This window comes from Lacticaseibacillus sp. 866-1 (assembly GCF_016861825.1).
GTDB lineage: Bacteria > Bacillota > Bacilli > Lactobacillales > Lactobacillaceae > Lacticaseibacillus.
Genome location: NZ_BOLU01000030.1, coordinates 1 through 24,357, shown reverse-complemented (window position 1 = coordinate 24,357; position 24,357 = coordinate 1). Strand labels below are relative to the sequence as shown.

At 50.5% G+C, this 24,357-nt stretch carries 38 protein-coding genes and 1 tRNA gene; 10 read left to right on the top strand and 29 right to left on the bottom strand.

Annotation, left to right across the window (positions count from 1 at the left end; translation table 11 throughout):
- Window position 1: 1 nt before the first annotated feature.
- The 26 genes from JUE30_RS09455 to JUE30_RS09330 form a co-directional block, all read right to left on the bottom strand.
- A complete protein-coding gene (locus JUE30_RS09455) occupies window positions 2-250 on the bottom strand; it encodes an Ig-like domain-containing protein (RefSeq protein WP_125582615.1) in 249 nt (82 codons plus the stop codon).
- Between the two features lie 26 nt (window positions 251-276).
- Entirely contained in the window at window positions 277-1,137 is an 861-nt protein-coding gene (locus tag JUE30_RS09450; RefSeq protein ID WP_203624638.1) for a capsid protein, read from the bottom strand.
- 15 nt (window positions 1,138-1,152) lie between these two features.
- Window positions 1,153-1,740 carry a phage scaffolding protein gene (locus tag JUE30_RS09445; RefSeq protein WP_203624637.1) on the bottom strand — a complete coding sequence of 196 codons (588 nt, stop codon included), beginning with the start codon at window positions 1,738-1,740 and terminating at the stop codon, window positions 1,153-1,155.
- A gap of 75 nt (window positions 1,741-1,815) precedes the next feature.
- Window positions 1,816-2,979: a phage minor capsid protein gene (locus JUE30_RS09440; protein WP_239061398.1), complete on the bottom strand. Its 1,164-nt coding sequence runs from the start codon at window positions 2,977-2,979 to the stop codon at window positions 1,816-1,818.
- Entirely contained in the window at window positions 2,976-4,517 is a 1,542-nt protein-coding gene (locus JUE30_RS09435) for a phage portal protein (protein ID WP_203624636.1), read from the bottom strand. The genes JUE30_RS09440 and JUE30_RS09435 overlap by 4 nt, the downstream gene beginning before the upstream one ends.
- 63 nt (window positions 4,518-4,580) lie before the next feature.
- Window positions 4,581-5,897 (bottom strand): PBSX family phage terminase large subunit, encoded by a 1,317-nt coding sequence (locus JUE30_RS09430; RefSeq protein ID WP_203624635.1) that lies wholly within the window; start codon window positions 5,895-5,897, stop codon window positions 4,581-4,583.
- On the bottom strand, window positions 5,875-6,420 hold the full coding sequence (locus JUE30_RS09425) for a terminase small subunit (protein WP_203624634.1): 546 nt from the start codon (window positions 6,418-6,420) through the stop codon (window positions 5,875-5,877). The genes JUE30_RS09430 and JUE30_RS09425 overlap by 23 nt, the downstream gene beginning before the upstream one ends.
- Before the next feature lie 258 nt (window positions 6,421-6,678).
- A tRNA-OTHER gene (locus JUE30_RS09420) sits at window positions 6,679-6,736 on the bottom strand.
- 87 nt (window positions 6,737-6,823) lie between these two features.
- A complete protein-coding gene (locus tag JUE30_RS09415; RefSeq protein WP_203624633.1) occupies window positions 6,824-7,270 on the bottom strand; it encodes an ArpU family phage packaging/lysis transcriptional regulator in 447 nt (148 codons plus the stop codon).
- A gap of 76 nt (window positions 7,271-7,346) precedes the next feature.
- Window positions 7,347-7,529 (bottom strand): hypothetical protein, encoded by a 183-nt coding sequence (locus JUE30_RS09410; protein ID WP_203624632.1) that lies wholly within the window; start codon window positions 7,527-7,529, stop codon window positions 7,347-7,349.
- Window positions 7,526-7,705, bottom strand: coding sequence for a hypothetical protein (locus JUE30_RS09405; RefSeq protein ID WP_203624631.1), 180 nt, complete (start codon window positions 7,703-7,705; stop codon window positions 7,526-7,528). The genes JUE30_RS09410 and JUE30_RS09405 overlap by 4 nt, the downstream gene beginning before the upstream one ends.
- 68 nt (window positions 7,706-7,773) lie before the next feature.
- Window positions 7,774-8,259: an alpha-galactosidase gene (locus JUE30_RS11260; protein ID WP_239061397.1), complete on the bottom strand. Its 486-nt coding sequence runs from the start codon at window positions 8,257-8,259 to the stop codon at window positions 7,774-7,776.
- Window positions 8,256-8,483, bottom strand: a complete 228-nt coding sequence (locus JUE30_RS09395) for a hypothetical protein (protein ID WP_203624630.1) — start codon at window positions 8,481-8,483, stop codon at window positions 8,256-8,258. The genes JUE30_RS11260 and JUE30_RS09395 overlap by 4 nt, the downstream gene beginning before the upstream one ends.
- A 101-nt stretch (window positions 8,484-8,584) precedes the next feature.
- Window positions 8,585-9,124, bottom strand: coding sequence for a DUF1642 domain-containing protein (locus JUE30_RS09390; RefSeq protein WP_203624629.1), 540 nt, complete (start codon window positions 9,122-9,124; stop codon window positions 8,585-8,587).
- A 16-nt stretch (window positions 9,125-9,140) separates the two neighbouring features.
- Window positions 9,141-9,632: a single-stranded DNA-binding protein gene (ssb, locus tag JUE30_RS09385; protein ID WP_203624628.1), complete on the bottom strand. Its 492-nt coding sequence runs from the start codon at window positions 9,630-9,632 to the stop codon at window positions 9,141-9,143.
- Between the two features lie 9 nt (window positions 9,633-9,641).
- Window positions 9,642-9,851, bottom strand: a complete 210-nt coding sequence (locus JUE30_RS09380; RefSeq protein ID WP_203624627.1) for a hypothetical protein — start codon at window positions 9,849-9,851, stop codon at window positions 9,642-9,644.
- Window positions 9,844-10,200, bottom strand: a complete 357-nt coding sequence (locus JUE30_RS09375; protein WP_203624650.1) for an endodeoxyribonuclease — start codon at window positions 10,198-10,200, stop codon at window positions 9,844-9,846. The genes JUE30_RS09380 and JUE30_RS09375 overlap by 8 nt, the downstream gene beginning before the upstream one ends.
- A gap of 14 nt (window positions 10,201-10,214) precedes the next feature.
- Window positions 10,215-10,391: a hypothetical protein gene (locus JUE30_RS09370; RefSeq protein WP_203624626.1), complete on the bottom strand. Its 177-nt coding sequence runs from the start codon at window positions 10,389-10,391 to the stop codon at window positions 10,215-10,217.
- Window positions 10,392-10,526: 135 nt separating this feature from the next.
- Window positions 10,527-11,261 carry a phage antirepressor KilAC domain-containing protein gene (locus JUE30_RS09365; RefSeq protein ID WP_203624625.1) on the bottom strand — a complete coding sequence of 245 codons (735 nt, stop codon included), beginning with the start codon at window positions 11,259-11,261 and terminating at the stop codon, window positions 10,527-10,529.
- On the bottom strand, window positions 11,258-12,133 hold the full coding sequence (locus JUE30_RS09360) for a conserved phage C-terminal domain-containing protein (protein ID WP_203624624.1): 876 nt from the start codon (window positions 12,131-12,133) through the stop codon (window positions 11,258-11,260). Before JUE30_RS09360 ends, JUE30_RS09365 begins: the two co-directional genes overlap by 4 nt.
- Window positions 12,134-12,179: 46 nt before the next feature.
- Window positions 12,180-12,929, bottom strand: a complete 750-nt coding sequence (locus JUE30_RS09355) for an ERF family protein (RefSeq protein ID WP_125579179.1) — start codon at window positions 12,927-12,929, stop codon at window positions 12,180-12,182.
- Window positions 12,930-12,931: 2 nt separating this feature from the next.
- Window positions 12,932-13,885, bottom strand: coding sequence for a DUF1351 domain-containing protein (locus tag JUE30_RS09350; RefSeq protein WP_203624623.1), 954 nt, complete (start codon window positions 13,883-13,885; stop codon window positions 12,932-12,934).
- A gap of 96 nt (window positions 13,886-13,981) precedes the next feature.
- Window positions 13,982-14,242 carry a hypothetical protein gene (locus JUE30_RS09345; RefSeq protein WP_203624622.1) on the bottom strand — a complete coding sequence of 87 codons (261 nt, stop codon included), beginning with the start codon at window positions 14,240-14,242 and terminating at the stop codon, window positions 13,982-13,984.
- Window positions 14,239-14,511, bottom strand: a complete 273-nt coding sequence (locus tag JUE30_RS09340) for a helix-turn-helix domain-containing protein (protein ID WP_125754737.1) — start codon at window positions 14,509-14,511, stop codon at window positions 14,239-14,241. Before JUE30_RS09340 ends, JUE30_RS09345 begins: the two co-directional genes overlap by 4 nt.
- 1 nt (window position 14,512) lies before the next feature.
- Window positions 14,513-15,070 carry a helix-turn-helix transcriptional regulator gene (locus JUE30_RS09335; RefSeq protein WP_203624621.1) on the bottom strand — a complete coding sequence of 186 codons (558 nt, stop codon included), beginning with the start codon at window positions 15,068-15,070 and terminating at the stop codon, window positions 14,513-14,515.
- 42 nt (window positions 15,071-15,112) lie between these two features.
- Window positions 15,113-15,304 (bottom strand): hypothetical protein, encoded by a 192-nt coding sequence (locus tag JUE30_RS09330; RefSeq protein WP_203624620.1) that lies wholly within the window; start codon window positions 15,302-15,304, stop codon window positions 15,113-15,115.
- Between the two features lie 84 nt (window positions 15,305-15,388).
- Between JUE30_RS09330 and JUE30_RS09325 the strand changes: the two genes are divergently transcribed.
- Entirely contained in the window at window positions 15,389-15,574 is a 186-nt protein-coding gene (locus tag JUE30_RS09325) for a DUF1508 domain-containing protein (protein WP_203624619.1), read from the top strand.
- Here JUE30_RS09325 and JUE30_RS11325 read toward each other — a convergent pair.
- On the bottom strand, window positions 15,542-15,664 hold the full coding sequence (locus JUE30_RS11325) for a hypothetical protein (RefSeq protein WP_255533316.1): 123 nt from the start codon (window positions 15,662-15,664) through the stop codon (window positions 15,542-15,544). The two genes, JUE30_RS09325 and JUE30_RS11325, sit on opposite strands and share 33 nt — an antisense overlap.
- The gene (locus JUE30_RS09320) at window positions 15,661-15,924 is read right to left on the bottom strand and encodes a helix-turn-helix domain-containing protein (RefSeq protein WP_203624618.1); all 264 of its coding nucleotides are present in this window, start codon (window positions 15,922-15,924) and stop codon (window positions 15,661-15,663) included. Before JUE30_RS09320 ends, JUE30_RS11325 begins: the two co-directional genes overlap by 4 nt.
- A 163-nt stretch (window positions 15,925-16,087) precedes the next feature.
- Here JUE30_RS09320 and JUE30_RS09315 point away from each other — a divergent pair, with 163 nt between their 5' ends.
- The 9 genes from JUE30_RS09315 to JUE30_RS09275 all read left to right on the top strand — a co-directional run bounded on the left by JUE30_RS09315 (window position 16,088) and on the right by JUE30_RS09275 (window position 22,147).
- Entirely contained in the window at window positions 16,088-16,552 is a 465-nt protein-coding gene (locus JUE30_RS09315; protein ID WP_203624617.1) for a helix-turn-helix domain-containing protein, read from the top strand.
- A gap of 12 nt (window positions 16,553-16,564) precedes the next feature.
- Window positions 16,565-17,011: a hypothetical protein gene (locus JUE30_RS11255; protein ID WP_239061396.1), complete on the top strand. Its 447-nt coding sequence runs from the start codon at window positions 16,565-16,567 to the stop codon at window positions 17,009-17,011.
- Window positions 17,012-17,064: 53 nt separating this feature from the next.
- A complete protein-coding gene (locus JUE30_RS09305) occupies window positions 17,065-17,400 on the top strand; it encodes a hypothetical protein (RefSeq protein ID WP_203624616.1) in 336 nt (111 codons plus the stop codon).
- Window positions 17,401-17,502: 102 nt separating this feature from the next.
- Window positions 17,503-18,123, top strand: a complete 621-nt coding sequence (locus JUE30_RS09300) for a DUF5067 domain-containing protein (RefSeq protein WP_203624615.1) — start codon at window positions 17,503-17,505, stop codon at window positions 18,121-18,123.
- A gap of 87 nt (window positions 18,124-18,210) precedes the next feature.
- Window positions 18,211-18,450, top strand: a complete 240-nt coding sequence (locus JUE30_RS09295) for a cytochrome b5 domain-containing protein (RefSeq protein ID WP_203624614.1) — start codon at window positions 18,211-18,213, stop codon at window positions 18,448-18,450.
- Window positions 18,451-18,652: 202 nt separating this feature from the next.
- Window positions 18,653-19,657: a ParA family protein gene (locus JUE30_RS09290; protein ID WP_203624613.1), complete on the top strand. Its 1,005-nt coding sequence runs from the start codon at window positions 18,653-18,655 to the stop codon at window positions 19,655-19,657.
- Window positions 19,638-20,054 carry a hypothetical protein gene (locus tag JUE30_RS09285; RefSeq protein WP_203624612.1) on the top strand — a complete coding sequence of 139 codons (417 nt, stop codon included), beginning with the start codon at window positions 19,638-19,640 and terminating at the stop codon, window positions 20,052-20,054. Before JUE30_RS09290 ends, JUE30_RS09285 begins: the two co-directional genes overlap by 20 nt.
- A 1-nt stretch (window position 20,055) precedes the next feature.
- Complete coding sequence (locus tag JUE30_RS09280) at window positions 20,056-20,751, top strand: hypothetical protein (RefSeq protein WP_203624611.1); 696 nt, start codon at window positions 20,056-20,058, stop codon at window positions 20,749-20,751.
- A gap of 223 nt (window positions 20,752-20,974) precedes the next feature.
- Window positions 20,975-22,147 carry a site-specific integrase gene (locus JUE30_RS09275; protein WP_203624610.1) on the top strand — a complete coding sequence of 391 codons (1,173 nt, stop codon included), beginning with the start codon at window positions 20,975-20,977 and terminating at the stop codon, window positions 22,145-22,147.
- A 139-nt stretch (window positions 22,148-22,286) separates the two neighbouring features.
- On the opposite strand, the gene lepA is transcribed toward JUE30_RS09275, so the two are convergent.
- Complete coding sequence (lepA, locus tag JUE30_RS09270; protein ID WP_374706444.1) at window positions 22,287-24,134, bottom strand: translation elongation factor 4; 1,848 nt, start codon at window positions 24,132-24,134, stop codon at window positions 22,287-22,289.
- Window positions 24,135-24,357: the final 223 nt, after the last annotated feature.

Sequence of the window (24,357 nt, the reverse complement as noted above, 5' to 3'; positions counted from 1 at the left end):
CCTAGGAAGCAGCAGCCACGGTCACCTTGACGGACGCCGTGAAGCTGCCGCTCGTAGCGGTAATGTTCGCCGTGCCCGCAGCTACAGCCGTAATGGTTCCGTCAGCCGCTACCGTCGCAACGGCTTCGTTATCAGAAGCGTACGCGATGGCCCCGTTGATGGTAGCCGCATCACTTGCGTTAGCTGGTTCAGCAGCAGCCGTTACCTGCTTAGTGTCGCCGACCTTCATGCTGGCCGTCTGCTGGCTCATCTTGAGCCCCGTGGCCGGAGTCGGCGCTACGCTTTTGGGACCGCACTCACGTAGATGGCCTTCTTGGCGTTGTCAAAGACGATGGCATCGTAGTAGTCGAGGCCCTTGATGGTGTCGCGGTAGCCGGAACGATCTTGCGCAGCAGGAACCGTGTCCACCGTGCCAAACTTGACGATTGGCGCAATGGCGGTTAATGGGGTCAGGATGAACTGGATGGTGTCATCAATAGTCAGGCCCTGAATGCGGTCTTTTGCTACCTTGATGATTGGAACTCCGCCATCAAGTTGCGCCACGGTGCGGTTGATACCAGCAATCTGCATCTGGTTAGTCGTGAATGACTTGTTGACACCAGAAGCGTTCTTGAGCATCCGGTAGAATGCCGCGGAGACGAACATCACGTAACCGCCCGGCACTTCGTTATCGGTCATGTATTCTTCCGCAGCGTCATACAGCTTGAGCACGTTGTCTTCGGTCACCACGGTCGCGTCCTTGTTACCGGCGTTGTCGTACAGTGCCTGGATTGCGACTTGATCACGGTGCGGCACGGTGATCAGACGGCGATGTTCAGTCACGATGTTGTTGATGGTGAGGGCAGCGGATTCGGATTCATCGAGTTGGTCAACGTCATACCCGAACCAGTCCTCGTGGGTCAGTTTGACGGTTTCCTTGTCAATGCTGATTTGGCTGCGTGCATTCTCGCCGTTGCGTTTGTACTGCGCGGCATCGACAAAACCACTCATCTTGTTAATACGCACTTCATTCGCGCCAACAAAGTCAGCGGCTGTAATGGACTTAGCCCCTTGGGTCAGCACGTCCCATACTTGAGAGTCTGCCTTGAACTCCTTGTCAATCGTGGCAAGGTCTTTACTGTCTAATACTAATGGCATAATGTATGCCCTCCTTTATGATTGTTTGCCAGCAAGGCGAGCGGCAATCTTGTCGACCATGCTCGTAGTGCCGGCTGGGTCTGCATTAGGGTTGCCCGATGGGATAATCTGTGGGCTGTTTGGCTTTGCTGGTTCTTGATCGGCGGCCTTGAACAGGAACTTGCTGTCATCGGCTTCCTTGAGTGCCTTGAGCTGGTCGTCGAGGCCAGTCAGGTTACCCTTTTCGTCCAATTTGAGCGCGTCCTTGTTAATCAGGGCGTTAACCGCTTTGGTATTGAGTGCCCCAGACTGGAGCAATGCCAGATTGGTGGCACTGTCTAGCTTTACCTGGGTCAGTTGCGCCGCCGCGTCCTTCTCGGCCTGTGAGTTGGCTTCTTTGAGCTTGTCAATCTCGGCCTTGAGGTCGCTGTCGCTCTTGTGGTCCTTCTGCAACTGGTCAAGCTGGCCGGTGACCGTGGTCACTTGTGCCTTGGCCGCATCACGTTCAGACGTCAGGGTGTTGACCTGCTCCTTGAGCGGGTTCAAGTCCTTGCCATACAGAACCATCGCACCTTTGACTTGCTCATCGTTCAGTCCTAATGCTTTCAATGCTTCTGGGTTCATGTCTTCTCCTAAGCAGTTGTTGAGCGGGTCTGCTCCCGCATGGATTTGGACACAATAAAAGAGCAGTTTAGCGACTTACTCGGGTCGAGCAAATACTTTTTCGCGCGTATAATCGCGGTGCAAATAACTATGATCACTGACCAGCTTGCGCAGGGCCGCTTGGTTGCGGCGGATAAGAAGCTGGTTCCGGGTCACGCCGTCAGGATCTTTCATCTTGTCGGCCAGCGCTTGCTTCTGCTTGTACGCCCGAATGCGGCGCTCTAGTTCGCGTTGTTTGGCTACCATATCCCCCTTGGCGATTGCATCAGCTGGATCATACTGCGGCTGGTTGTTTGAGCTTGCACCTGGTACGTATAGCCACTTGAGATGGTGGCAGTTGATGCCGAATGTACCTGACGGCGTGCCGTAGCCGTGATCGTATAGACTGATAAAGTGCTCACCTGTGTTGGCATCAGTGAAGCTCTCCGCCCTGGTAGTCACCAGCTTGCCCTGAATAGGCGCACAGGCGGCACGGCTTGCCTCGTGGCTGCTCATGACGAAGGTATCAACGCCTACGTCATCGGCGGCCTGGTCGCGCACTGCTTGGAAGGCGCGGCGGCTAGTATTATCCACGACTAATCGGGCATAACTCTCTAGGCTCCATCTATGGCCGCCTTTGTCGACTAGTCCGAGGTCGATGCCTTTGTCGCGCCAGCGGTAGATGGTGGCCTTGAGCGCCTGATCGGGAGTTCTAAGGCCAGCAAGCACATCAGCGGTCGTTTCTTTGACGATCTGCTGATAAGTCTTGGTGGCCGCGTTAGTGCCGTAATTTGTGCTTAGCAGTGTCTGGTTGACATTGTTTTCAAGCGCTTGGAAGGTTTGATTGAGATAGCCATCGAGCACCTGCTTGGTCGTGTTGACCTGCATGGCACTGACCTGCTTGCCCGCCGCCTCTGTGGCGCGCGTGTATTCTTGGTCGACTACCTTGTATCCTTGCTGTCGAAATAGCTCAACGAGCTTAGCACGAGCAATGCCGGTCGCCTTTGAGGTCTCACTGATCACGTCCGAGTTGACTAGGTGCAGGTCATTCATGACCTCCATCTGCCATTGTAGGATGCTGGTCTTGTCAACGTCCTCGATGCCATGCTGCTGCAATCGCTTGATGAAGTCCTCAAATAGCTGTTGTTCGAGGTGCTGGTACACATCAATGATTGAGGCCTCGGTCTGGTCCATCTGGTGCTGGGTAACCTTGGCCATCATTCACCACCGCCATCTCCAGTGCTGCCATCTCCGTTGCCACCAAATAGGCCGGCGGTCGGGTCAGTTGTGTTGTCGATGGTACTGCCGGCAATCTCGGCTGCCGTCTTGCGTGCCTGGTCTTCGGTAACGCCCTGAATGTGCATGATTGCTTGCCAGTCCGTGCAGAGACCAGCGGCCTGCAACTTGATCCAGTAGTCAGCAGTCGCGGCCTTGTCGGTGAAGATACCATCGTCGAAGTCCACAGCCACCTGGTCAATGGTCGGGATTGGACCGTTGTAGATGCTACCGCCATTGATTACCGTCGCACGGCCAAGCTCACAGATGGACACCACCAGCTCTTGAATGGCACGCTCGACCATCGTTAAGTGGCTATTGCGCGTCTGGTACGTCATGCTGTTCTCACTGACCACTTCGGTCGCCGTCTTGACCGACTGCCCATCAAAGCTAAAGGTGCCAGCAGATAAGCCCACCTGCATCTCCAGCGTCTTCAAGAACTGGTTCATGCTGGTCACATAATCGCTAGCCCGAATAGGCGTAGTGAGGTCTGTGACGCTCATCTTGTCGGGATCACCAGGCACGGTAACAAAGACGTTCTGGTCAGGGTCAAAGGCCTGCTTCGCCTGTTCGGTGCCACCCTTGACGAACTTCACATCGGTCATGCTTTCCGGCACAGCGATGCGCCGCTGCCCGTTTCTGACCTCCCAATTGAACTGGTCATAGGTGTCATTGAGCTGCTTGAGAGTGCTCAGGGCGTTGTCACAAATGCCGATGCCAAGCGGGCTGTTGAGACTCTTGTTGTTGAAGCCGGCGGGCTTGAGGTATACGAACAACGGACGCGAGAAGCCTGGCATGTTGGCCGTGTCTGCGAGGTCTTGGTACAGCATGCTTAATGGCACGCGATTGCCAACTTGGTCCTTCATCTCGCTACGGTAAAGCTCATTGGTGACTGTGTAGCCAAGCGGTGACCACTCGTGGAACTCAAGCAGCGTGTAGTACGCCGTCTTGCCACTCTCGGTCCGAATGGTCGGGGTAGCAATGGCAGCCTCGGTGATGTCGTTGGTATTGGACCGCAGCGGGAAAAAGTTTGGCGCCTGGATCCATGCCAGCTTGATTTGCCCCGTCTGACTGTCCACATATGGCCGAATAGCCAAGCCACCCATCGCTAGACACGACTCCAAGTAGCGCTCGAAGTTCTTGCCGAAGTCGTTAGCGTTGAGCACCTGCTGTACAAACTTGTTTGCCTCATCATCATGGGGCGTAGCGGCGTCCGTATCAGCTTCTGATGGTTCGCGGGTATCAACGGACACCTTGCTCTGTTCGTTGTACAGGAGGCTCGCCAAACGCCTGCTGACGACCTGCATCATGTTGAGGCTGACATATGGCCGCTCTTTTTGGTCGCCGTATGTGTTGGAATATTTGACCGCCGGGAACATGCCTTTGAAGTACAACTTATCGCGGTCGATCCGATCGTACTCGCGTGCATCCACGTTGATTTTCGGGTGGTCAGTAATCTTGCTCAAATTCTCGACTAGGCCCATGGCTGCACCTCCTTTCCTGAACCAATTTTTGACTGTGTCGATGAAGCTCACAGGCGTCACCTCCTAGCGTTTGAGACCAAGCCGGCGGCGGTTGTCCAAGCACATGTACTTGAAGTTGTCGCAGGTGTGGTCGTTTTCCTTGATGACTTTCGGGTCATCGCTTTGGAACGTCTTTTCGTCCCACTGGTACTTTTGATGCTGTTCCAGAAATATCTGATTGCCTTCTGTCTCCAAAACAAAGACCCGCCCTTGTGCGAGCAGGTCTTGTACCACGTCTATCATGTCGGCTTCTTTTTGCTTCGCCACCGGGTGCCAGTTGTCGTGGTACTCGTATGCATACTGGTTGCGGATAGCACCTTCCGCCGAGTCGATGGTCTTGCTGACTATCTGAGCGGCCGGGTATTGCTTGCTCATCGTCATGATGAAGGCGTGCATGTCCTTGACCAGCTCACTTGGCGGCTTCTTGTTGACCTGATGCGCCGGCGAGTAGTAATAGGTGTCGAGTACATGCACATTGCCCTTAGCGCTGAACCCGTAAGCTGTGAGCGCCGTGGCTGACTGCATGTGCCCGGTATCGACCGAGAAGGCCAACGCCATGACTTCATCGTCAGCAGGCATACTCTGCACTTTGTGGAACAGTGCCATGTTGTAGATGTTGGTGCCAAGCCCCACAACCTCGCCCAGATACAGCCAGCGGTAGTAATCGGGATCATTGCGTTTGTACTTCTCGATCAGCTTGAGCTGCTGATCGGCGGTGAAGCCAAGCTTGTCATCGAGATATGTGCTTTCGTCGATGAAGAAATCGTTGTCTCCTCTAACGCTATCAATCCACTCATTAATCCAGTCATATGGATTCTTCGGTGGGTTATACGTGTAGAAGACTTGAACCTGATCAACCCATGGTGATTTCTGTCGAATGAAGGTTGGATTAGTTTGGTCAAACACTTCAGCAGATTTGAAGTTGGCTGCTTCTTCATACCACACAGCAATCACGTTACGAACGGTGTTAGACTTCAACTTTTCAGGCTTGTCACCGCCATAGAAGTAGAATGTGCTGCCAGTTCCGCGATGCGTTATGCGCATAGGCGATACGTTGAACACAAACTCGTCTGTCATTTTGAGCATGTCAATTGCCCAGCCGATTTGGCTGTATACAGTGTCACGCAAGTTGACCGTATTCTCTCGAATGACGATGATGTTTGCTTTATGGCCTTCTTGCGCTTGCCTTTTCAGCATCATGACAAGCTTCAGGCTAACTGTCGATGATTTAAATGAGCCACGACCGCCGTTAAGTATCAAATATGGTGCCCTTGAATGCCAAAACGGATAGAAATGTGGTTGCACCATCTTGCTTAACTTAATCATCTTCTGGGACGTCATCGACAATCACCGTCCTGTCTTGCGAATCCGCATCAGTAATCAGTTTGGCCTTAGCTTCCATGATGTCAGCCTCAGCTTCAGACTTGCGAACGCCAGCCTTAGTTTTGGCAATCTGCTGATCTTCGAGTTCCTTGCTTGAGTTCCTGAGCATACCCTTATACTTCAAATACAATTCAAGAGCTTCAACCTGCTGCTTAGGACCTGGCGAATATTTCATTGTCGTGTCTTCTAGCATCATCTTTTTAAGGTTGTCATATGTCGAGCTTCTGGCAGTGATCTCACGACCCATGCCAATATCAAGCAAGTGAATAATTGCCTTATCAACATCGAGATCGGCCTTGCGTTCAATCGGTTGCAGTCGCCGTTTCATGTAAGCTTGAATTTTAGGGTTTTTTAGGATTTTCGCTGCGTTAGCACCAATGTTGTGCGGCGAATATCCAGCGGCTCTTGCGGCCTCTGTAGCGTTGCCTCCGTTGGTAAGATAGGCATCAGCAAATGCTTTCTGCCGCTTGCTTAGTTTCATTACATCTCACCACACCTCACAGATTGAAGTCTTGTCTTTAAATCATTGAATGCATAATAAAAGGCCCGCCGAGGAGACGGGCCAGTATGATGTTCGAGCCTGAACAGGAAGAAGAGGCTCACCTCTTTCCTGCTTTTTATTTGCCGGCTAATGCCGGTTAAGACCGCCCAGCTTTTGGAGGCTGAACGGTTAGTCTGGAGGACTGTGTTAGTGAAAGATACATCCTAAAGGAGCTTGCCAGTGTAGGGGTACTGGCTACGCAGCCGGCGGGACTCGAACCCACACCTTTACGCTCCGCCCGTTGAGCTTCAGCTGCTCTCATATACTCACTGCACACTATCATGATAAGGCCCAAGCCCTTACGGCGGCTTTACGTCTTCTTCATGGTAGTCTTATGGTTGTTTCACTTTTCATAGCGATAAACGAGCAATTCACTAGGCACGGGCGGCCACACTTCGGCAAATGCTACCAACGCCTTCTCCTTCGCGTGATAGTACGCCGTCGTGCTCATGCCTAACCGCATCATGATGTTCTCCGCCGTAACCGAACGGTCAATGTATAGGCAGCGCAGGATTACCCTGGATTCTTCGCTCTCGATGCATTCGAGGGCCCGACGTACTCGATGGACAAATTCCTGATCAGATAGCTCAGCAACGAGCTTAGTTTCCGTTCTGTTTTCTACTGAATCGTTGCGGGGCATTCCGTCCATGAGTGGCGACTTCAGCCCCATTACTTCTGCTCGTTTTGATTTTGCTTCGCGGTGCCTGAAGTCACTCAGCAACCGCTCCGCATTCTTGGCGGTTTCCTCATGATCTAGCCGCCGGAAATATGACTGTACTAAGCGCCCCATGACCCGCACTCCCTTTGTGGTATAATTGAATTGACGAGATTCAATCAGCGTGCCGGTGGTGCGCTATTTTTTTGCGCTATTTTTGAGACTGCATGGCGCGCTTGAGCTCATCGGCAAATTGTGTGAATGCGACCATTGCGCCTTTGCATACCTTTCCAAATGCCGTCAGATATGCCCGGAGCTCACGGTTCAAGCGTCTGCGCTCGGCTGCTGCCTGCTGTTTCCTCAGCTTCTGCACACGGCGATGTCGGTCATTCATTGGCGTTCCTCCAGCTTGTCCAGAACTTCATAGAGCAAGAAGATGATTGTGTAGCAGAGAAACGTCAGCATGAACGTGGCACCATTCATGTCGCGGTAGCTTGAAAGTGTGAAAGCTACTGCCATCACGTTGCTCGCCATTGCGAATATGCGGTTCCAGCTGATTCTATGCATCATGGCTTCCCCCCAGACTGCGGCCGCACATCGGGCAGAAGCGGATTGGAACGGATCGTACACGAAATGTTTTATCCATTTTCTACCTCCCACTCTCCAAGCGACCAAGCCATAGTAAATGTATCTTGGTGATCTAGCATCCATTCCTCCGGCTCACGAAGGTTCGGTACCTGTTTCCAGTCATCGTCAACGTCTTCGTACAGGTTCCGCCAGATTTCGCCGATGGTATCGTCGTTCTGCTGGAACCACTCAATCGCATACGCCACCGCCTGCGGAATGACCGGCAACTCCGCATACGTCTTGTGGAAGATGTCGTCAGCAATCGGCCAGTGCTCACCGTTGACGCCGGTTGCGATCCAGTCGCCATCGTTGAGCCGTAGATCGCCTTCTAGTGTCACAATCACAAACTGCCCGTGGTACCGGTCAATGCTAAGAGGACGTGCCACCGCTTCCCATTCCTCAACGTGTTTGCAGGCATGATACTTTGATTGCCACCAGCCTTCGTCAAACTGCTCTGCGGTCACGAGGCCGCGCTTGTAGTATTTGTGCGATGTCATGCTTCGCCTCCTGCAGCGCTATTAAGCGCACGCTTGAGCTGACGCGTCATTGGTTTATACGGCTTGCCGTTAATCGCTTCCACAATACGGTCGCGGTCGGCCTCGGTGATTGTAACGGTATCGTCGCCCAACCAAGCCTGCCAAGTACCGTCAACCAGCTTAACTAATTGAGTGATCCATGTCGTGTTGATATAGTCTTCGTTGTCTAGCTTAATCATCGTCATGCTTATTCCCCCTTTACTTGTGGTCTAGCCATAGCTTCCACACGTACAGTGCTGCGGCGACGATAAAAATTATCACGGTGCTTATGTCACCAGCCATTTGATTAGTCATGCTCGTCCACCTCCACACGTTCGCATTCTCCCAGTCCGTAGTGCTCAATCTCGGCGGCGGTGAACTGCTGGGCGGGTATCATGTAGTCGTTGTTGATTAAATACGCCCACGTCAGTGCCCCATCTTTTTCCTTCGTCCAATAGTGCTTATCGTCACCACTCCACTTTTTTGGCACCTTGACGTTCCACCGCTTCGGCTTCTCGACCTTGTAGTTTCCGGTTGCGTATGCGTACAACAAGTCTTCTTGGTCACCGTCAGGAATACTGCAAGCAAACAGAAATTCAATCGGTTGACGCTTTTGGTGTGCTTCTTTAATCAACCTATCCATCAGCTTGCTCACCACGACCTTCGCCGGGGCCTCCGTTAGCTCGACCACGTGGGCTCTGCGGCCCATGCTTTGAGCCTCCGCATAGCTCTTATCCTTGAATAATGTGGGGTTATTGGAGTACCAAATTCCAGTTTGCGTACCGTCTAATGACATCCATTCGCCTTCATCGTTCTTCACTGCATACATCTTTCCTTCGTCTGTCATACTTGCTTCCTCCCGACTAGAACGGCAGATCGTCATCGCTGATGTCTAGCTGCTTGCCATTGCTTGCGAACGGGTCATTTGACGTCTGTGGGGCCGTCTGCGCAGGTTTAGGCTGTGGCACATAACTATTCCCGCCAGTCTGTTGTGGCGCCGTCTGCGGCTGATTTGTGGTTTCTAGTGCCGCCTGTGCGTTCTTGCTCTCCAACAGTGCGAAGTTCTCGACCACTACTTCTGTCACATACACCCGCTGGCCTTGGCTGTTGTCGTAGGTTCGTGTCTGGATATGGCCTTCGATGCCGACCAGTGAGCCTTTGTGGGTGAAGTTGGCGAGGTTCTCCGCGCTCTTGCGCCAGATCACACAGTTGATGAAGTCCGCTGTTGGTTCGCCGTCCCGCTTGTACTGCCGGTCAACTGCCATCGTGAACGTGCCGACTGCGGTGCCGCTTTGCGTGTAGCGCAAGTCCATATCACGGGTCAAGCGCCCGGTTAATGCGATTGTGTTAATCATATTTTCCCCCTAGAACGTCAGCGCCATGTATGCGCCGACCGTGTTTTGTTCCTCCGCAGAGAGCAGAGTGAACGCCGTTTGTACGTCAGATGGCACCCGCGCATCACCGACCCATAGCCGACCGTATACCTCGAAGATTGATTGGTCAGGGAACTCGTCACGCTGTTGTGCCAAGTAGTTCACTACTTTTCTTTGCTTATCGTTTAGTACGTCAATCATCAAGCTCATATACCTCCACACGTGGGTTGGCCTTGTCGATAAAGAACCTGTCCCTCAGCTCCACAATGTTGTCCCAGTTGTCGTTGGTCAGGAAACCAGCCACCATCATGCCGTCAAACACAAATTTGTGCTGAAAGGCGATGTTGTCCGGATCGGTGCGGCGGTCATGCCAGTACCAGTCGAAGCGCAGTGGCTTGCCCCAGTCGAACTTGACACCGTTCATCATGGCCCGCTGCACGAACATGGCAGCAGTGTCTGTAGCTTGCTTCTTGATCCTGGCACCGCCGAACAGGCTACCACGCTCGCTGTCCACGTACTGGTTCAAAGTCATGAGCGGCATCGGGATCATCACCATTTTTGCCGTCATGCTTCATGACCCGTTAAGATAACCAGAGTCAGCATGATGTTTGAGCACATCATCAAGAAGAACGCCTTTAACGGACTCCCGTAGAAAAAGAACCAGCCGCCCGCCGCAATCATCACGATTGCCAGTACGAATGTAATGTACTCAAGTCCGTTTTTTACTTTTTCGATTTTCATTTGCGTTTATTCCCCCAAACTACGACCAGCACGGCCGTTTCGATAATCAATGCCACGTAGATCAACGCCGTCATGCGTTATGCTCCTGTCTTAGTTTGTCTAGCTCCGCTAACTGTGCGGCTTGGCCTGCATCATCTAAGCCACCCCATCGCGGAGAAATTTGTTGATGAAGTACTGCTGACCCTTGCCCGTAACCTTCACGGTCTTACTGATTGACACGGTGCCATCGCTGTGATTGATGGCTGTTTCTTTGACTTTGAACAGTTGCATGTCTGCGCTCCGCTGGGTTGGCTGGTTCCAATCAGTCCCCTTACGGTTGATGAGATAGCCCTGCTCACGAAGTGTTTGGAATAAACGGTTCTGGCCAATGTCAATGCCGTTTTGGCGAAGCAACTTTGCCAGCTCACCAATCAAGATGGTGGTGTGACTGACTGCCACCGCATCGGCAAAGATGGCCTTTGGCGCTTGAATGGCGATTAATTTTTTCTGTTTCTCAATCTGTTCTGCTTGGTCTGCCGCAAGGCGCAATGCCTCTGGAAGCGTCTGCGGGACGCCTAGGCGAACCTGCGTTTCCATTGAGTTGAAGGCATCGATGTACTGGAGCTTAAATCCCATGGCCTGCTTGCCCGTAAAACCCATAGCCAGTAGCGTGAAGCCGTCGCGGTTCATGTAGTACATCGGGTATTGCTTGCCACGATTTGCGTAGGCACTTTCGGCGAACATTTGGCGGGCCAAAATTGGACTGCCAGATTGTTCGATTAGGTTCTTAATGTCTCGCATCACATGGTTGTGATTTTTGCCGAACGTTTCGGCTACTTGCAGGCTAGTGGTGACCGCCTGCCGGTCGTGCATGATGACTAGGTTATTCATTCAGCTTTCTCCTTTTGCTTTCGCAGTTCCTCCAGCGCAGCCAATTTTTCAGCCAGCTCTTTCTTTTGGTCATCAGTGACCTCTTGCTTTGGCGCTTCATAGCTTGGATTCATCCACTCTGGCGTTGCCTCCTGCCGCTGGGGCTTGCCGCCGCTTTGCTGTGGTTTAGCCACACGCGGCACGCTGTTCACGTAGCCCTCAAACTTCGATGCGCGGAAAATGGTGCTCGGCCTGATGTACTGCTCCATGTCAGTGCCAAGCCACCCCGCAGTCACGTTGTCGATGGCAGTTTGAATATCCTTTGGCGTGAAGCCTTCCCGTAGCCGCTCATGAACTAGCTTCCGGTTGGTAGCCGTATTCTTGAAGTGTTTGCCGCTCTTTTCGTTGAGATATTCAAATAGCTTGTCGAAGTCGACATGCGGTTCGGCGCTAGCCGGACTATGGTTTTTATCTTTTGTCTTGTCTTTGTCAGGTAATAGTAAAGTACTATGTTCAACGACCTGACCAACAGATGACCCAACAACCTGGTCAACAGGTTTGTAACTAGCTGGTAAGCTGTTGCCCAACGGCTTGGTAAACTCTTTGTAGAGTTTTACTAGTTTGTAAGCTGGGGCTGTTTTATCTTTTTTGCCTGGGGTGTATTCAATCAAGTGTTCCTGCACTAGGCGGTTACGTGCTTGGCTCAAGCCTTGTTCCGTTAGTGACGTGCGACTTGCCAATACCGAATTGCGCAACTTGAATTGTTCGTCTATCTTGCCTTCGTCATTCGCGTAGTCCAATAGTTCGCGATACAAAACGTTCTGGCCTAATGAGAGGCTCAATTCTTCTGTGAGCAATTTGCGGTAAGCTCGTCTTTGCTTGAAGTAGTCCAACAGATCACCCCCTACCCTGTTTTATCGTTTGTCATTGCTGTGCCTCCTAGAATGGAAGCTCTGGTTCGGCTACTGGTTCGTCAGCAACTGGCTCCGGTTGTGGATCCGGGGCAACTGCTGACATACGGTGGAAGGCGTCAGATACGGCTTGATATTGTGCCTCTGTCATCTGTCCCCACTTGACCGGTCCAAGCTTCGATTCGCCCACTACGGTGGTGAATACATCATTGCCATCAAGGCCGCGCACCTTGGCAAACTCCTTGAGCGACTCGAGCAAACGTTGCTTTTGCTCGGCAGTAGCAACAGGTTCGGCAGGCTGTGTAGGCTTTGCCGGGACGATCTGCTGTTCATAACGCCGTGCTGGTGCGCGCCGTGGCTGTTCTTGCTTAGGCTGGGCTTGGCGATTTGATGCGGCATTTCCATCATCGTCAGCATCACCGACAAGCCCGAAGGCTGTCTGGAGGGTGTAGCGCCGTGCGTAGGTTTCAGCGCTCCCAAGCTCCTGCGCGGTGCCCTTTCCTGCTGGCATAGTCAGTGGTGAGAACTCGATGTATTCGCCACTGTCATGAAAGATGATGGTCTGCACTGTGACGCCGCCCTGATCGTTTGAAACGTCCTGCGTCCATGAGAGGCCGGTGTTTTGAATGCCAGCGTCAACGGACTTGATGACGGCTGAAAGGTCAGAATACTTCGACTTGGTAAATGGGTTCGTGGCGTTCTTGTCTGGTTGCTTAACTTGAGTACGAAACTTGCGCATGTCTTTGATGAGTTCAATAGTCTTTTCAGAGCGTTTCATGGTTATGCCTCCTTGATTGATTCGTAGCTGATTTTGTTGGCCTTCATGAAGTCGGCCAGTGCCCACATCTTTTCCTCGGTTGTGGTGACGCGGAATGCACGGGTGTAGACCGGCGCTTGTTGCTGTGGTTCTTCATCAATCAGGCTTGTTTGCTCCGGCTGTGGCACAATTTCGCCCGTCTCACGGTCAATCGTGGTATTGCCTACCTGTTCCTGCTTAGCCTTGGCAATCGCGTCTGCGGCCTCTTTGGCGCGCTGTGCGCGTTCTTCATCCTTCTTACGCTGCATCAGCGCCGCGTCCATACGAACTCGGAGTTCAGCAAAGGTGGCACCGGCTTCGATTTCTTGCAGCCAAGAATAGGCATCTAGGTTGTTGGCATCTGCGTATGCCTTAGTGGCCGCCTTATCCGATGCAATTCGTTCGCGTTGGTCGACCATGCTTTTAAGCTTGGATCCGATCGCACGGGTGAGACCAATAGTTGGCTTGCCTGTTGGCGTCCACATGTTGACCTTGTCCCATCCGTCCTCCAGCTCAACGTCCGTGACGTCAATCTTGTAAGACGGTGCAAGCTCTGCAATGTATGCTAATAACTTGTTGTGCCGCTCATCCTCTGCGGATTTTTGAAGCGTCTTGACGGCTGCATCGATTGGTACGATGGTGGCATCAATTTCACCGGTTAGCGCCTTGACCTGATTTTCAAAATCATGAAGTGGTTGGTTATATTGCTTCTTTACTTCCTTGCGCTGATTGTCGATCGCAGTCTTGAACTTGCGTAGCTTTGCCAGCGAGTCTTGCGCGTCTTTGAGCGTGCCGTCCGTCACAACCAAGTTGCTGTACTTTGATGCGTACGCGGCAACCTGCGCTTTCAAGTCGTCGTAGTTGTTAATGGTGATCGTGCTTGGCTTGTAATCGACCTGATACTTTAGGTCTTGTGGTGCGGTTAATTCGTTTGTCATGCCTTTTCCTCCGTTGCTTCTAGCAGTGCTGTGAGTTTGTCCTGCATCTCGTCCTCGTAATAGTCTTCGAGGTCTGCGTTCAGTTCATCGTCCATATCAGCGCACCACCTTTCGCTTTGGTTGCTGGCGTGTTAAACTGAGATAAATAATGTTTTGTTTAGTTTCTGATGCCTTAGCGGTGGCCTCCGCTGGGGCTTTTTTGTCGTCTTCGTATGGTCCGTCCTCGCCGAAGTAGTCAAAGTACTCTGCGACCCGTGGGTGCTTCGCCATGAATTTGTCGGCGGCGCCTTGGCTGATGTATGCCAGCGCACCGACACCACCAAGTACTCCTATGGTTCCGATTGCCAATCCGATCATGCTTCTTGCATCTCCTTCTTGCTGTTCAGATAGTCTTGAATCAGCTTGTTGTAGTCCGTGCCAGATTCAGCACCCTCATGAATGAACCGCCTAATCTCGTCCTTCGGAATCTTCTTCGCACCTAGCTTGAGCTGTTTGATCTCGCCCATCTCGACCAATACGCGAAGCTTGTTCACATCAACGCCGAGTGCTTTTGCTGCGTCAACTTCGCTGTACGTCAGCCGGTCAACTTTCCGCTTGAAGGCAATACGTTTTGTGTTTGTGTTCATTTCATTCACCTACGATTCCTAATCTCTTCCATTCCTTTACCCGCGTGCTCATCATTGCCTGCATTGACCAGTCGAACTCCTCACAGATGAAGGCCACGGCGTTGCTCCCGTACAGCAGAGCATCAAGTAGCTGGTTGACCGCGTTCAGCGGGTCGCTGGTATCCTTCACTTTGCCGGCCGGTGTGGTCAGCTCATCGAATGAGTTCTGCACCGCCTCGATAGCTTGTTGCATCTCTGGCACCAGCCTGATTGCCATTGCCAATGGCTCTTTGATAATCCCATCGCCATTGATAACAGGTGCTGTGACGTGGACGAATTGGTGCGCCATATCCAATGCCAGAAAAGCGTCCTGCGCCTGTTCAACAATCTTGGCGGCGTCCTCAAGCCGAATGTCTTGCTTACCGTTCATCATTCGCGACATGGACGGTTGAGAAACCCCAATCACCCTTGCCGTGTTGACTCCGGTCATGCCTACCCGCTGCATCTCATGGCGCAAAGTGCGCGGGCTGCGGATTGACCGCCGTATTGTGTAGCGGCCTTGTAGTGGCATCGTCTTCATGAATAACGCCCCTCTCACAAATACCTTCATACGTCTGTATGCTTAGGCCATAGCGATTTGCTCTTTGAGTTCAATCGCCACGTCCTTGCACCAGCTAGCGATTTCCATGTCAGTCATCGCTAGGCACTCCATGTTGATGGCCTGTGCACTCCCTTGATGTGTCTCGATGAGGTAGTCCATGCACTTGCGCCGGCCTTGAGCTAAGAAACTAGCCACGATGTGTTCGTCTGCCATGCTGTCACCCCCTTTCGTTCTTTGAAATTTGAATATTTTGTCTCTCCTTCAAGTGAGATAATCGCTTTGAAGGAGGTGATTAAAATGTACTTTTCGATCCGTAAGGCATCTGATGGCCAATACTACTTCGTGATAAAATCCGCGAACAATGAAGTAGTGGCTACCAGTGAGCCATACCACCGCAAGGAATCGGCTGTGAAAACAATTTATTCCATTCGGAACGGTATTCACCCGGACTCAATCGTTGTTGATGTTACCGATGATCCTTGATAGTTTATTGGATAGCGCAATCAGCCGGGCTGCCTCTTCCAAAAGCGTATCGGCTGTTTGTGCTATTTGTTTGCGCTCTTCTTCGTTCATCGTGATGCCTCCTCTCGCTGGGCAGGATTGTTTGACAAAGTTTCTAAATTAGAAACCTTTCGGGTATAAAGAGAATCCATGCTAACTTTTAGCGCCGCTGCCAATAGCGGAACATGGGTTGAGTCAAAGGTATAGATACCAGTTTCATAACGTGAATAGTTTGACTTGCTGGACATACCAAGACGTTTAGCCATTTCAGATTGATTTAACCCCAAACTTTGGCGTCGCTTTTTGATGAAGGATAAATTGATTTTTGGCATTGTGTCACTTCCTTCCTAGTTACTGATTTCGTAACCTTGATTACATATTAAGTTACTATTTTAGAAATGTCAATTTATTTCGTATCTTTTTTGGTAACTTTTCAGTTCTGCTTTAGAAACCGCTGTATTATTTAGTTGTCATTTTAGTAACCGAGGTGATCCCATGGTAGAAGAAACTTTTAGCGATAAGAAACTAGTCGCAAGAATTATCAATTTACGAGAAAAAAACGACTGGACTCAAAAAGATCTTGCCGATCGTCTTGGAATGAATAAAGTCACCATGAACAAAATTGAAAATATGAATCGTTCAGTGACTTTGAATGAATTGACGAAAATGGCACGCCTATTTGATGTTTCAACCGACTATTTACTTGGAAAGTCGGATAAACCCCACTACTATTCATTGACAGAGAAGGACCAGAAGTCCATCGACGAAGAGCTAGAGCGTATCATCAACGGGCTAGACGACAAGTCAGGCGTCAACTTCTTCAAGAACGATGCCGAGATTTCAGATCACGATCGCGAGTTGCTGGTTGCCTCACTGCGTAGCTCTCTTGCCTTGGCTCACGAGATGGCCAAGAAGAGCTTCACGCCAAAGAAGTATCGCGGCTCCGAGTCCGGGGACTAAGAAGGTGGCCAAATGCGATACGAAGCAGAGTCGGCCATCGTCAAAGCACGTAGCATCATCAACCGATACAATACCAGGGACCCTTGGACTGTTGCCGAGTATTTGCCGGGTGTCCAGGTCGTTCAGCGAGACCTCGGGACAAACATCGTGGGCTACACCCTCGTGGCCGCAAGAAGAGCCGTCATCAACCTGAGCACGGCGCAGAGCTATTCAAGCGCCTCTGGCGTCTTGGCGCACGAACTGGGGCACTCGCAGCTCACTCGATCCACGGACACGAATTACTTCTATCGGAATGCATCCATGGCACGAACCGGTTCAGCCGAATACATTGCCAACTGCTTCATGTTTCAGTTTATGTTTGGCGACCGCGGTGGCATTAACCCATTGAACTATGATCAGATTCTCGATGAGTACGAGCTTCCGCAGTGGATGGTACGATACTTTGAACTCATTAGATGAGCTACGTCCAAACCTGATCGACGTAAAAAGCTTGGGGTATTTTGGGGTGTTTTATGAAAAAGATTATTGCAACACTGGTCGCCGTGTTGTCCGTACTGTTTGTCCTGACTGCATGTGGCCAGAAACAAGCTGACTATCCGACGGCTGCCAAAGCTGAGAGTGCACTCAATGCCAGCAAGGAGCTCAAGGGTAAGACAGTTACATTCAAGGTTAAGAAGGTCGAGCCTAGTAGTGCCTTCGGTTACAACCTCGAAACTGGCAAACACTTGAACTTTGTTAGCACAGACAACCCGGACGTCAAAAAAGGCGATACCGTTACCGTCAAAGTCAAGAAAGTTGCTTCCACTTTGGGGTCTTACGTGATCACTTACACTGATCTCAAAAAGTAGTTACTAGCCCCTCCTAGCGGCGGACACGTGCAAGCCGTGTCGGGGGCATGCGTCCAAATACTGATGACGTTAAAAGCTGAACATGCATTGGAGGAATAGATAATGAAAAAGCTAATCACTGTGGGAGTGACGATGCTTGCTGCCCTATCGTTGACCGCATGCGCATCTGGATCATCATCTAAGAAAAGCGGCAGCAATGAGAAAGCATCATCAGTAAATAGTTCAAGCGCTGCCAAATCTTCTAGCAAGAAAGCGTCCTCTTCAAGTAAGAAAGCCGCTAATGGGGCCAGCATTCCTACGACGGCTGACAAAGAATGGTTCGTAAAGGACAACGTGTTCTACGCCGGCAATGAGACTATGACTTTCACTAAGTCTGAGGTGCGCGACGGTCTGGATTCTGGCACAAAGGTTTTGGTTATCTACACCACTATCCGCAACAACTCTGGCAAAGAGCAGGACCCTTCAAACTTCTATATGGTACTTCACGCCAAGCAAAAGAATGATACTTCTAATGTGTCGCTCGACCCTGGCATGCTAGGGCTTGACGACAATGGCAACAGTCCGCTCCAAACCTATGAAGATAACCTCAACAACTCTCTACTTCCGGGAAAGACCGTAACAGCCGTCCTCGAGTACGAGCTCAAGAATACCAATCCCGTAACGCTTGAAATTAGCAATGATTCGTTTGACACCATCGGAACTAAAACCTATCAAGTTCAATAAGGATAGATGCAAGTGGCGGGGTTCGACTCCTGTCACCCGCTTTGTCGAGTGTGTATCGACAACAATTTAACATTGGAGGTCATCAGTATGGCAGATCGAACATTCACTAAGGAAGAACTGGCAAAGTATAACGGCAAAGACGATCCCCACAAATATGTGGCAGTCGATGGTGTCGTATACGATCTAACGTCCGTTAAAGCTTGGGCGGGCGAAAACCATCACGGCAATGTTGCCGGACAGGATCTCACTGATATAATTACCAACGTTTCCCCTCACGGAAAAAAGGTTCTCAGCAAGCTGAACGTTGTTGGCAAATATATTGGATAGCCAATATATTATCGCTTTGTTCGAACTGTGATTGTCGTCTGTACAGCTTTAAGGCCCCATTTCGGGGCTTTTATTTCAGGGATGAGCGAAACCAGGATGTGTGATTCTGGCGAGATACAGCTTACCTAATGGCGGCGTGACCGTCTACCCGGTTGCAAAATAAATAGCCTCGCTCGGAGGCTTCGCATTGGAGGTGCGAACATTGACAACAACTGATGAAAAAGAGCCTGCCAAAGTTATAAGCTTTATTAACATGAAGGGTGGTGTCGGGAAAACCACGCTCACCATAAATATCGCAGATAAACTCGCATTGGATGGTAACAAGGTTCTTGTGATTGATGCCGATCCACAATTCAACGCAACACAAGCCCTTCTGCTCACTAAACAATTACTTACAACTGGGTCAGCTCGGTTTGAGGCTTCGGATACTCAAAACAGCGATGAGAAGGATGAAAGTCAACTGGAGATGGAAGAATCCTCTTCTAATTACTACGAACAACTTTCTCGCGAGAAAAAGACACTGCTCTCACTATTCAAAAATAATGAGCTTATTGATGAAGAGGAAGTAACAGCAAATATCACTGTCTCAATAAAGAAAAATCTTGATTTGCTTCCTGGTGATTTGAACCTCGAATCCGTGATTAGCGGGGATACTTCAGCAAAAATGTCAATTATTTCTGATTATATTGAAGAAATGGGTTTCGACACAACTTATCAATACATATTAATTGACTGTCCGCCTACTTGGTCAATTCTGACATCCGCAAGTTTATATGCTTCTCGATTCTTTGTCATTCCCTCAAAAGTCGACTTCTATTCTTCCCTCGGCATTCAACTATTAATGCGAAACATCCGTAAATACATTTGGAAAAACGGTATGTATCGCAATACAGGGCGTCGGCTCACTGGTCTAGGAGTTGTTTTTACAATGTATTCCTCACTAGCCTTAGAGCGTAAACGAATCAAAACGGTTAAGACCAACTTGAAAAATCAACGCGATCCACAAGGTAGTCCATTATATTTTTTCGAGACTAAACTACGCTATATGCCTTCCGCGGCAACACGTTTTATTTTATACTCAAGTATGAGTCAATATTCAAAGTATAACGAACTTGTTAACGGACTGGAAAAAATCACGTCAGAAGTTTTGGAATTAATCAAACAGTCTGAAAAAGGAGACGAACAAAATGAAACTGAGGACAAATGAAGACATCATTTCGACCCTAAAGCTCACACAATCGACCAGACTGAGTGTCTCCCAATCGACCATGATGTTATCTGGTCTCGTATATGCCATGGTTCTGGATAAAGACTTGTTTAAGCATAATCCCGATCTAGAAGGATTTGTCTTAAAGATATTCCGACAATGGCTGCCGGATCATGAACAGTTTCGGCCATACGTATATAAGAGTCGTACACTTCTTGGATCAAAAATATCTAGAATAATTTTAGACACCTTTGAATACAATGATACGACCGAAGTTGCCACAAAATTGAGTTCTCTCTTTTCTTCTGCCACAAAAGAAGCCTCATCAGCTAAAAAGCTTCCAGATTTAGAAGCGTTCATCTCAGACTGGCTCACTTCTTTAGGAGAAGATCAGTAGCATGAATGAAAATCTGGACGATATTGATAATCAGTATCATCGTCTCTTGGCATTGATGCCAAAAAAGATAGATCTTGATGATCAAGATTTAGAGCTGCTTCTAGGCAAGTTGATTTTCATTAAATCAATTCTATCTAGGGTTGAAACGCGGCGACTTTTCAAGGAAAAACACCTGTCTGAGTCCTTTTCGTTCTTACTGGAGTCATTCGCAAGCTTAGTAAGTGGTGAGGTTAACGGGTCAAAGCTATTACTTCGTGTTTCGATTGATTGCATGATTAAGTTTCTTGTTGTACATGCGTCGGGAAAAGTGGATGAGCATCACTTCTCAACTAACCTACACACCTACTATCAATCTGCTGAATATTTGAGTCTCAAGAACTCCACGATTTGCAATATTGATGTGTTCCTCGGACAGTTGAACTCAGCATATGATCACTTTAGCGTCCTCACTCATAATATCAATACTGCCAGTGCTGATCTCTCATCGTTTTTTTCACAGATTTTTCAAGTGAATAGTTCAGCAGAATATTTGCTTGAATTTAATGATATTGTAACGAATTATTGTTCCTTATTATTAGTGCTCTCCCTTTCCTCCGTTCAGCGCTGGGAAAACGCGGATAGAATAGAAACGCTCAAACTTGCTTTTGGTAACAACAAAGTCGCAAGACTAAACGCCATAATTCAATCAATGACTTAACAGTTAAGTTTCGAATCGATCAAATTTTGCACTAACATACGGTTGTAAGCACTTGAGTATCTATTTATCAGCTCCACAGCAAACGTTGAGTCATCCAAAACGACTCAGATAAACTCAATACCCCTATTGAAAATTAGCCCCGAATTTGGGGCTTTTATTTAACTCATTAAGCGAACGTCAGTTTGCGAATATAAAATGACTTGAATATTCAGGAGGCAATGAAATGTCAGAAGGACACGTCAGGAAGCGCGGCGAGAAATGGTATTACTCATTCGAGGCCGCAACAGTGGACGGGAAACGCAAGCGCATAGAGCGAGTCGGAGGCTACACCGAGAAGGACGCACAGCGCGCGCTCCGCAAGGCGCTAGATGAGTACGAGCGCGGCGGCCTCACCGTCAAGCTCAAAGATATGTCGGTAGCAGACTATATGGACTACTGGATCAAGAACTATGTAGAAAAGAACCTGAAATACAACACGCGCAAAAATTACCTGAACGTCGTCAACCGCTACGTCAAGCCTTACCTAGGAAAGTATAAGATGAAGACGATCTCACCTGCCGTGATTCAGCAGTTCGTGAACCACGTCGCCGAAACGAAGCTGCCACGCACTGGCAAGACGCCTGCAAAGCACACGGTCGAGATTATCCTTACGGTCGTGAAAGAAGCGTTGAAGCGAGCTGTCTACCCCTACCAGATCATCAAGGAGAACCCTGCTAGCTACGTGGATATGCCAAAGTATGCGCCGACACCAGCCACCACTCGCCAAGATTTGAAGATCATCACCTACGACCAGTACGAGCAACTACTGGCCTGCTGCCCGCCTGCTGACCCGTATCACATGCCACTTGTCATCGCGTTCAACACCGGCATGCGGCGCGGCGAGGTGCTCGGCCTCGAATGGGACATGGTGGATATTGAAGGAGCTACTATTCGCGTTGAGCGGAACATGATACAGAAAGGCGACGGCGTCTACGACCTGGACTCGCCCAAGAGTGCCGCCGGTTACCGCACCATCACCATCGGCCCTTCCCTGGTGGCTGAGCTGAAAGCCAAGCGCCAAGCTCAAATGCAGATGCGGATCCGCTATGGATCGCTGTACAACGAATCCAACTTCGTCTGCACGTGGGACAACGGCAACCCGGTGGTGCCTGGTTACATCAAATATCGCTCACGCAAGCTATCAGATGATCTTGGCTTTCCGTTTTCCTTCCACTCACTGCGCCACACTCACGCCACGATGCTGCTTGATGCGGGTGAGAAACTCAAGGTCGTACAGGAACGTCTCGGCCACGCCAAGATGTCGACGACTGCTGACACATATCTGCATGTCACCGAAGAAATGAGGAACGATACGGCCATCACTTTTGAAGACTACTTGAAACGCAAAAAAGGCTGAACCCTTTCCGTTGGCAAGTGCCAAAACGGAACAGATTCAGCCGAACAATTTGAGCCATATTTTGCCTACGGATTTTAAGCGGCGTAGGCAAATCGTTGGCAAGCACCCAAAAATAATCGAAATTTCACGAGATAAATCCTTATTTATCGCCACTTCCGTCCTTGCTTATGTTCAGAATGCTCATGAACGCTTCCTGCGGCACTTCGACAGAGCCGACCGCCTTCATGCGCTTCTTGCCGGCCTTCTGCTTTTCCAGCAGCTTGCGCTTGCGGGTGATGTCACCGCCGTAGCACTTCGCCAAGACATTCTTCCGGTATGCTTTCACGGTGCTGCGGGCGATGATCTTAGTTCCGATCGCCGCCTGAATCGGCACCTCAAATTGCTGCCGGGGAATGGTCTCCTTGAGCTTGGCCACAATATTGCGACCGCGGTCGTAGGCAAAGTCCTTGTGCACGATGGTGGACAGCGCGTCGACCGGGTCGCCGTTCAGCAGGATATCCATTTTGACCAAATCGGACGCTCGGTAGCCGGTGACCTCGTAGTCCAAACTCGCGTAGCCCTTGGTCGAGGACTTCAGCTGGTCGAAAAAGTCGTAAATAATTTCCGACAGCGGCAGGTTGTAAATGACGTTGACGCGGTACTTGTCGAGGTAATCCATGGTGACGAACTCGCCGCGCTTGCGCTGGGCGATTTCCATGACCGGACCGACGTAATCGTTTGGCACCATGATGCTGGCCTTGACGTAAGGCTCACGGATCTCCTTGACTTCGCTGGAGTCCGGCAGCTCGGCCGGATTGTCGATGGTGATGGTGGTGCCATCGGTTTTGTCGACCTGATAATCCACACTCGGCGCCGTCATAATCAGATCAAGGTCAAAGTCGCGCTCCAGTCGCTCCTGCACCACGTCCATGTGCAGCAGCCCCAGGAACCCGACCCGGAAGCCGAAGCCCAGCGCCTGCGAAGTTTCGGGCTCAAATTCCAGCGCCGCATCGTTCAGCTGCAGCTTTTCCAAAGCCTCGCGCAGGTCGTTGAACTTCGCGTTATCGACCGGGAACAGGCCGGAATACACCATTGGCGTGATCTGGCGAAACCCATCCAGCGGCTTATCCGCCGGATTGTCCGCCAGCGTGACGGTGTCGCCGACGCGCGTGTCCTGAATGGTCTTAATGGCCGCCGTGATGTAACCCACGTCGCCGACCATCAGGTAATCTTTCTGCACGGCCTTAGGCGACATCACCCCAACCTCTGTGACCTCGTAGCGCTTCTGATTGCTCATCAACTCGATGGTGTCACCGACCTGCACGATGCCGTCTTCGATGCGTACCGCTAGCACGACCCCGCGGTAGGCATCGTAAACCGAGTCAAAAATCAGGGCCTTAAGCGGCGCGTCGAGGTCGCCGCTCGGCGCCGGAATGTCGGAAACAATGCGTTCAAGCACTTCCGGCACACCCAGACCGGTTTTGGCCGAAGTCAAAATCGCGTCCGAGGCATCCAGGCCGATCATTTCCTCGATTTCTTCCTTGACCACTTCCGGCTGGGCACTGGGCAGGTCGACTTTGTTGATGATCGGCACGATCTCCAGGTCATCGTCAAGCGCCAGGTAGACGTTTGCCAGCGTCTGGGCCTCAACGCCTTGAGCGGCGTCCACCAGCAGCAGCGCGCCTTCACAGGCCGCCAGGCTGCGGCTGACTTCGTAAGAAAAGTCCACGTGCCCCGGCGTATCGATCAGGTGAAAAATGTAAGTCTCGCCATCTTTGGCCGTGTAATGCAGCTCCACAGCATTGAGCTTGATGGTGATCCCGCGCTCGCGCTCCAGCGGCATATCGTCCAGAACCTGGGCCTGCATGTCGCGCTTGGCGATGGTATCAGTCAGCTCCAAAATGCGGTCCGCCAGGGTCGACTTACCGTGGTCGATGTGTGCCACGATAGAAAAATTACGAATGTGCTTCTGGCGTTCGCGCAACGCCTGTTTATCAATGTCAGCCATAAGTGCCCACTTTCTGTCAATTGCTCGTTAACCCATTATAGCAAGCGGCCTAGCTTGACTCAAACCACCCGCCGCGCCAAGGCAAAAAGAGGCGCTACGATATTTGGAGTTGAAAGGCATCTTGCCTCGAAACTCCTTTTTATATACCATTTTTATGTCTGAGCACACAAAGAGGACATTACACTGTCCCTTGTCTGCTCTCCGACCAAAGAAATTAGAAATG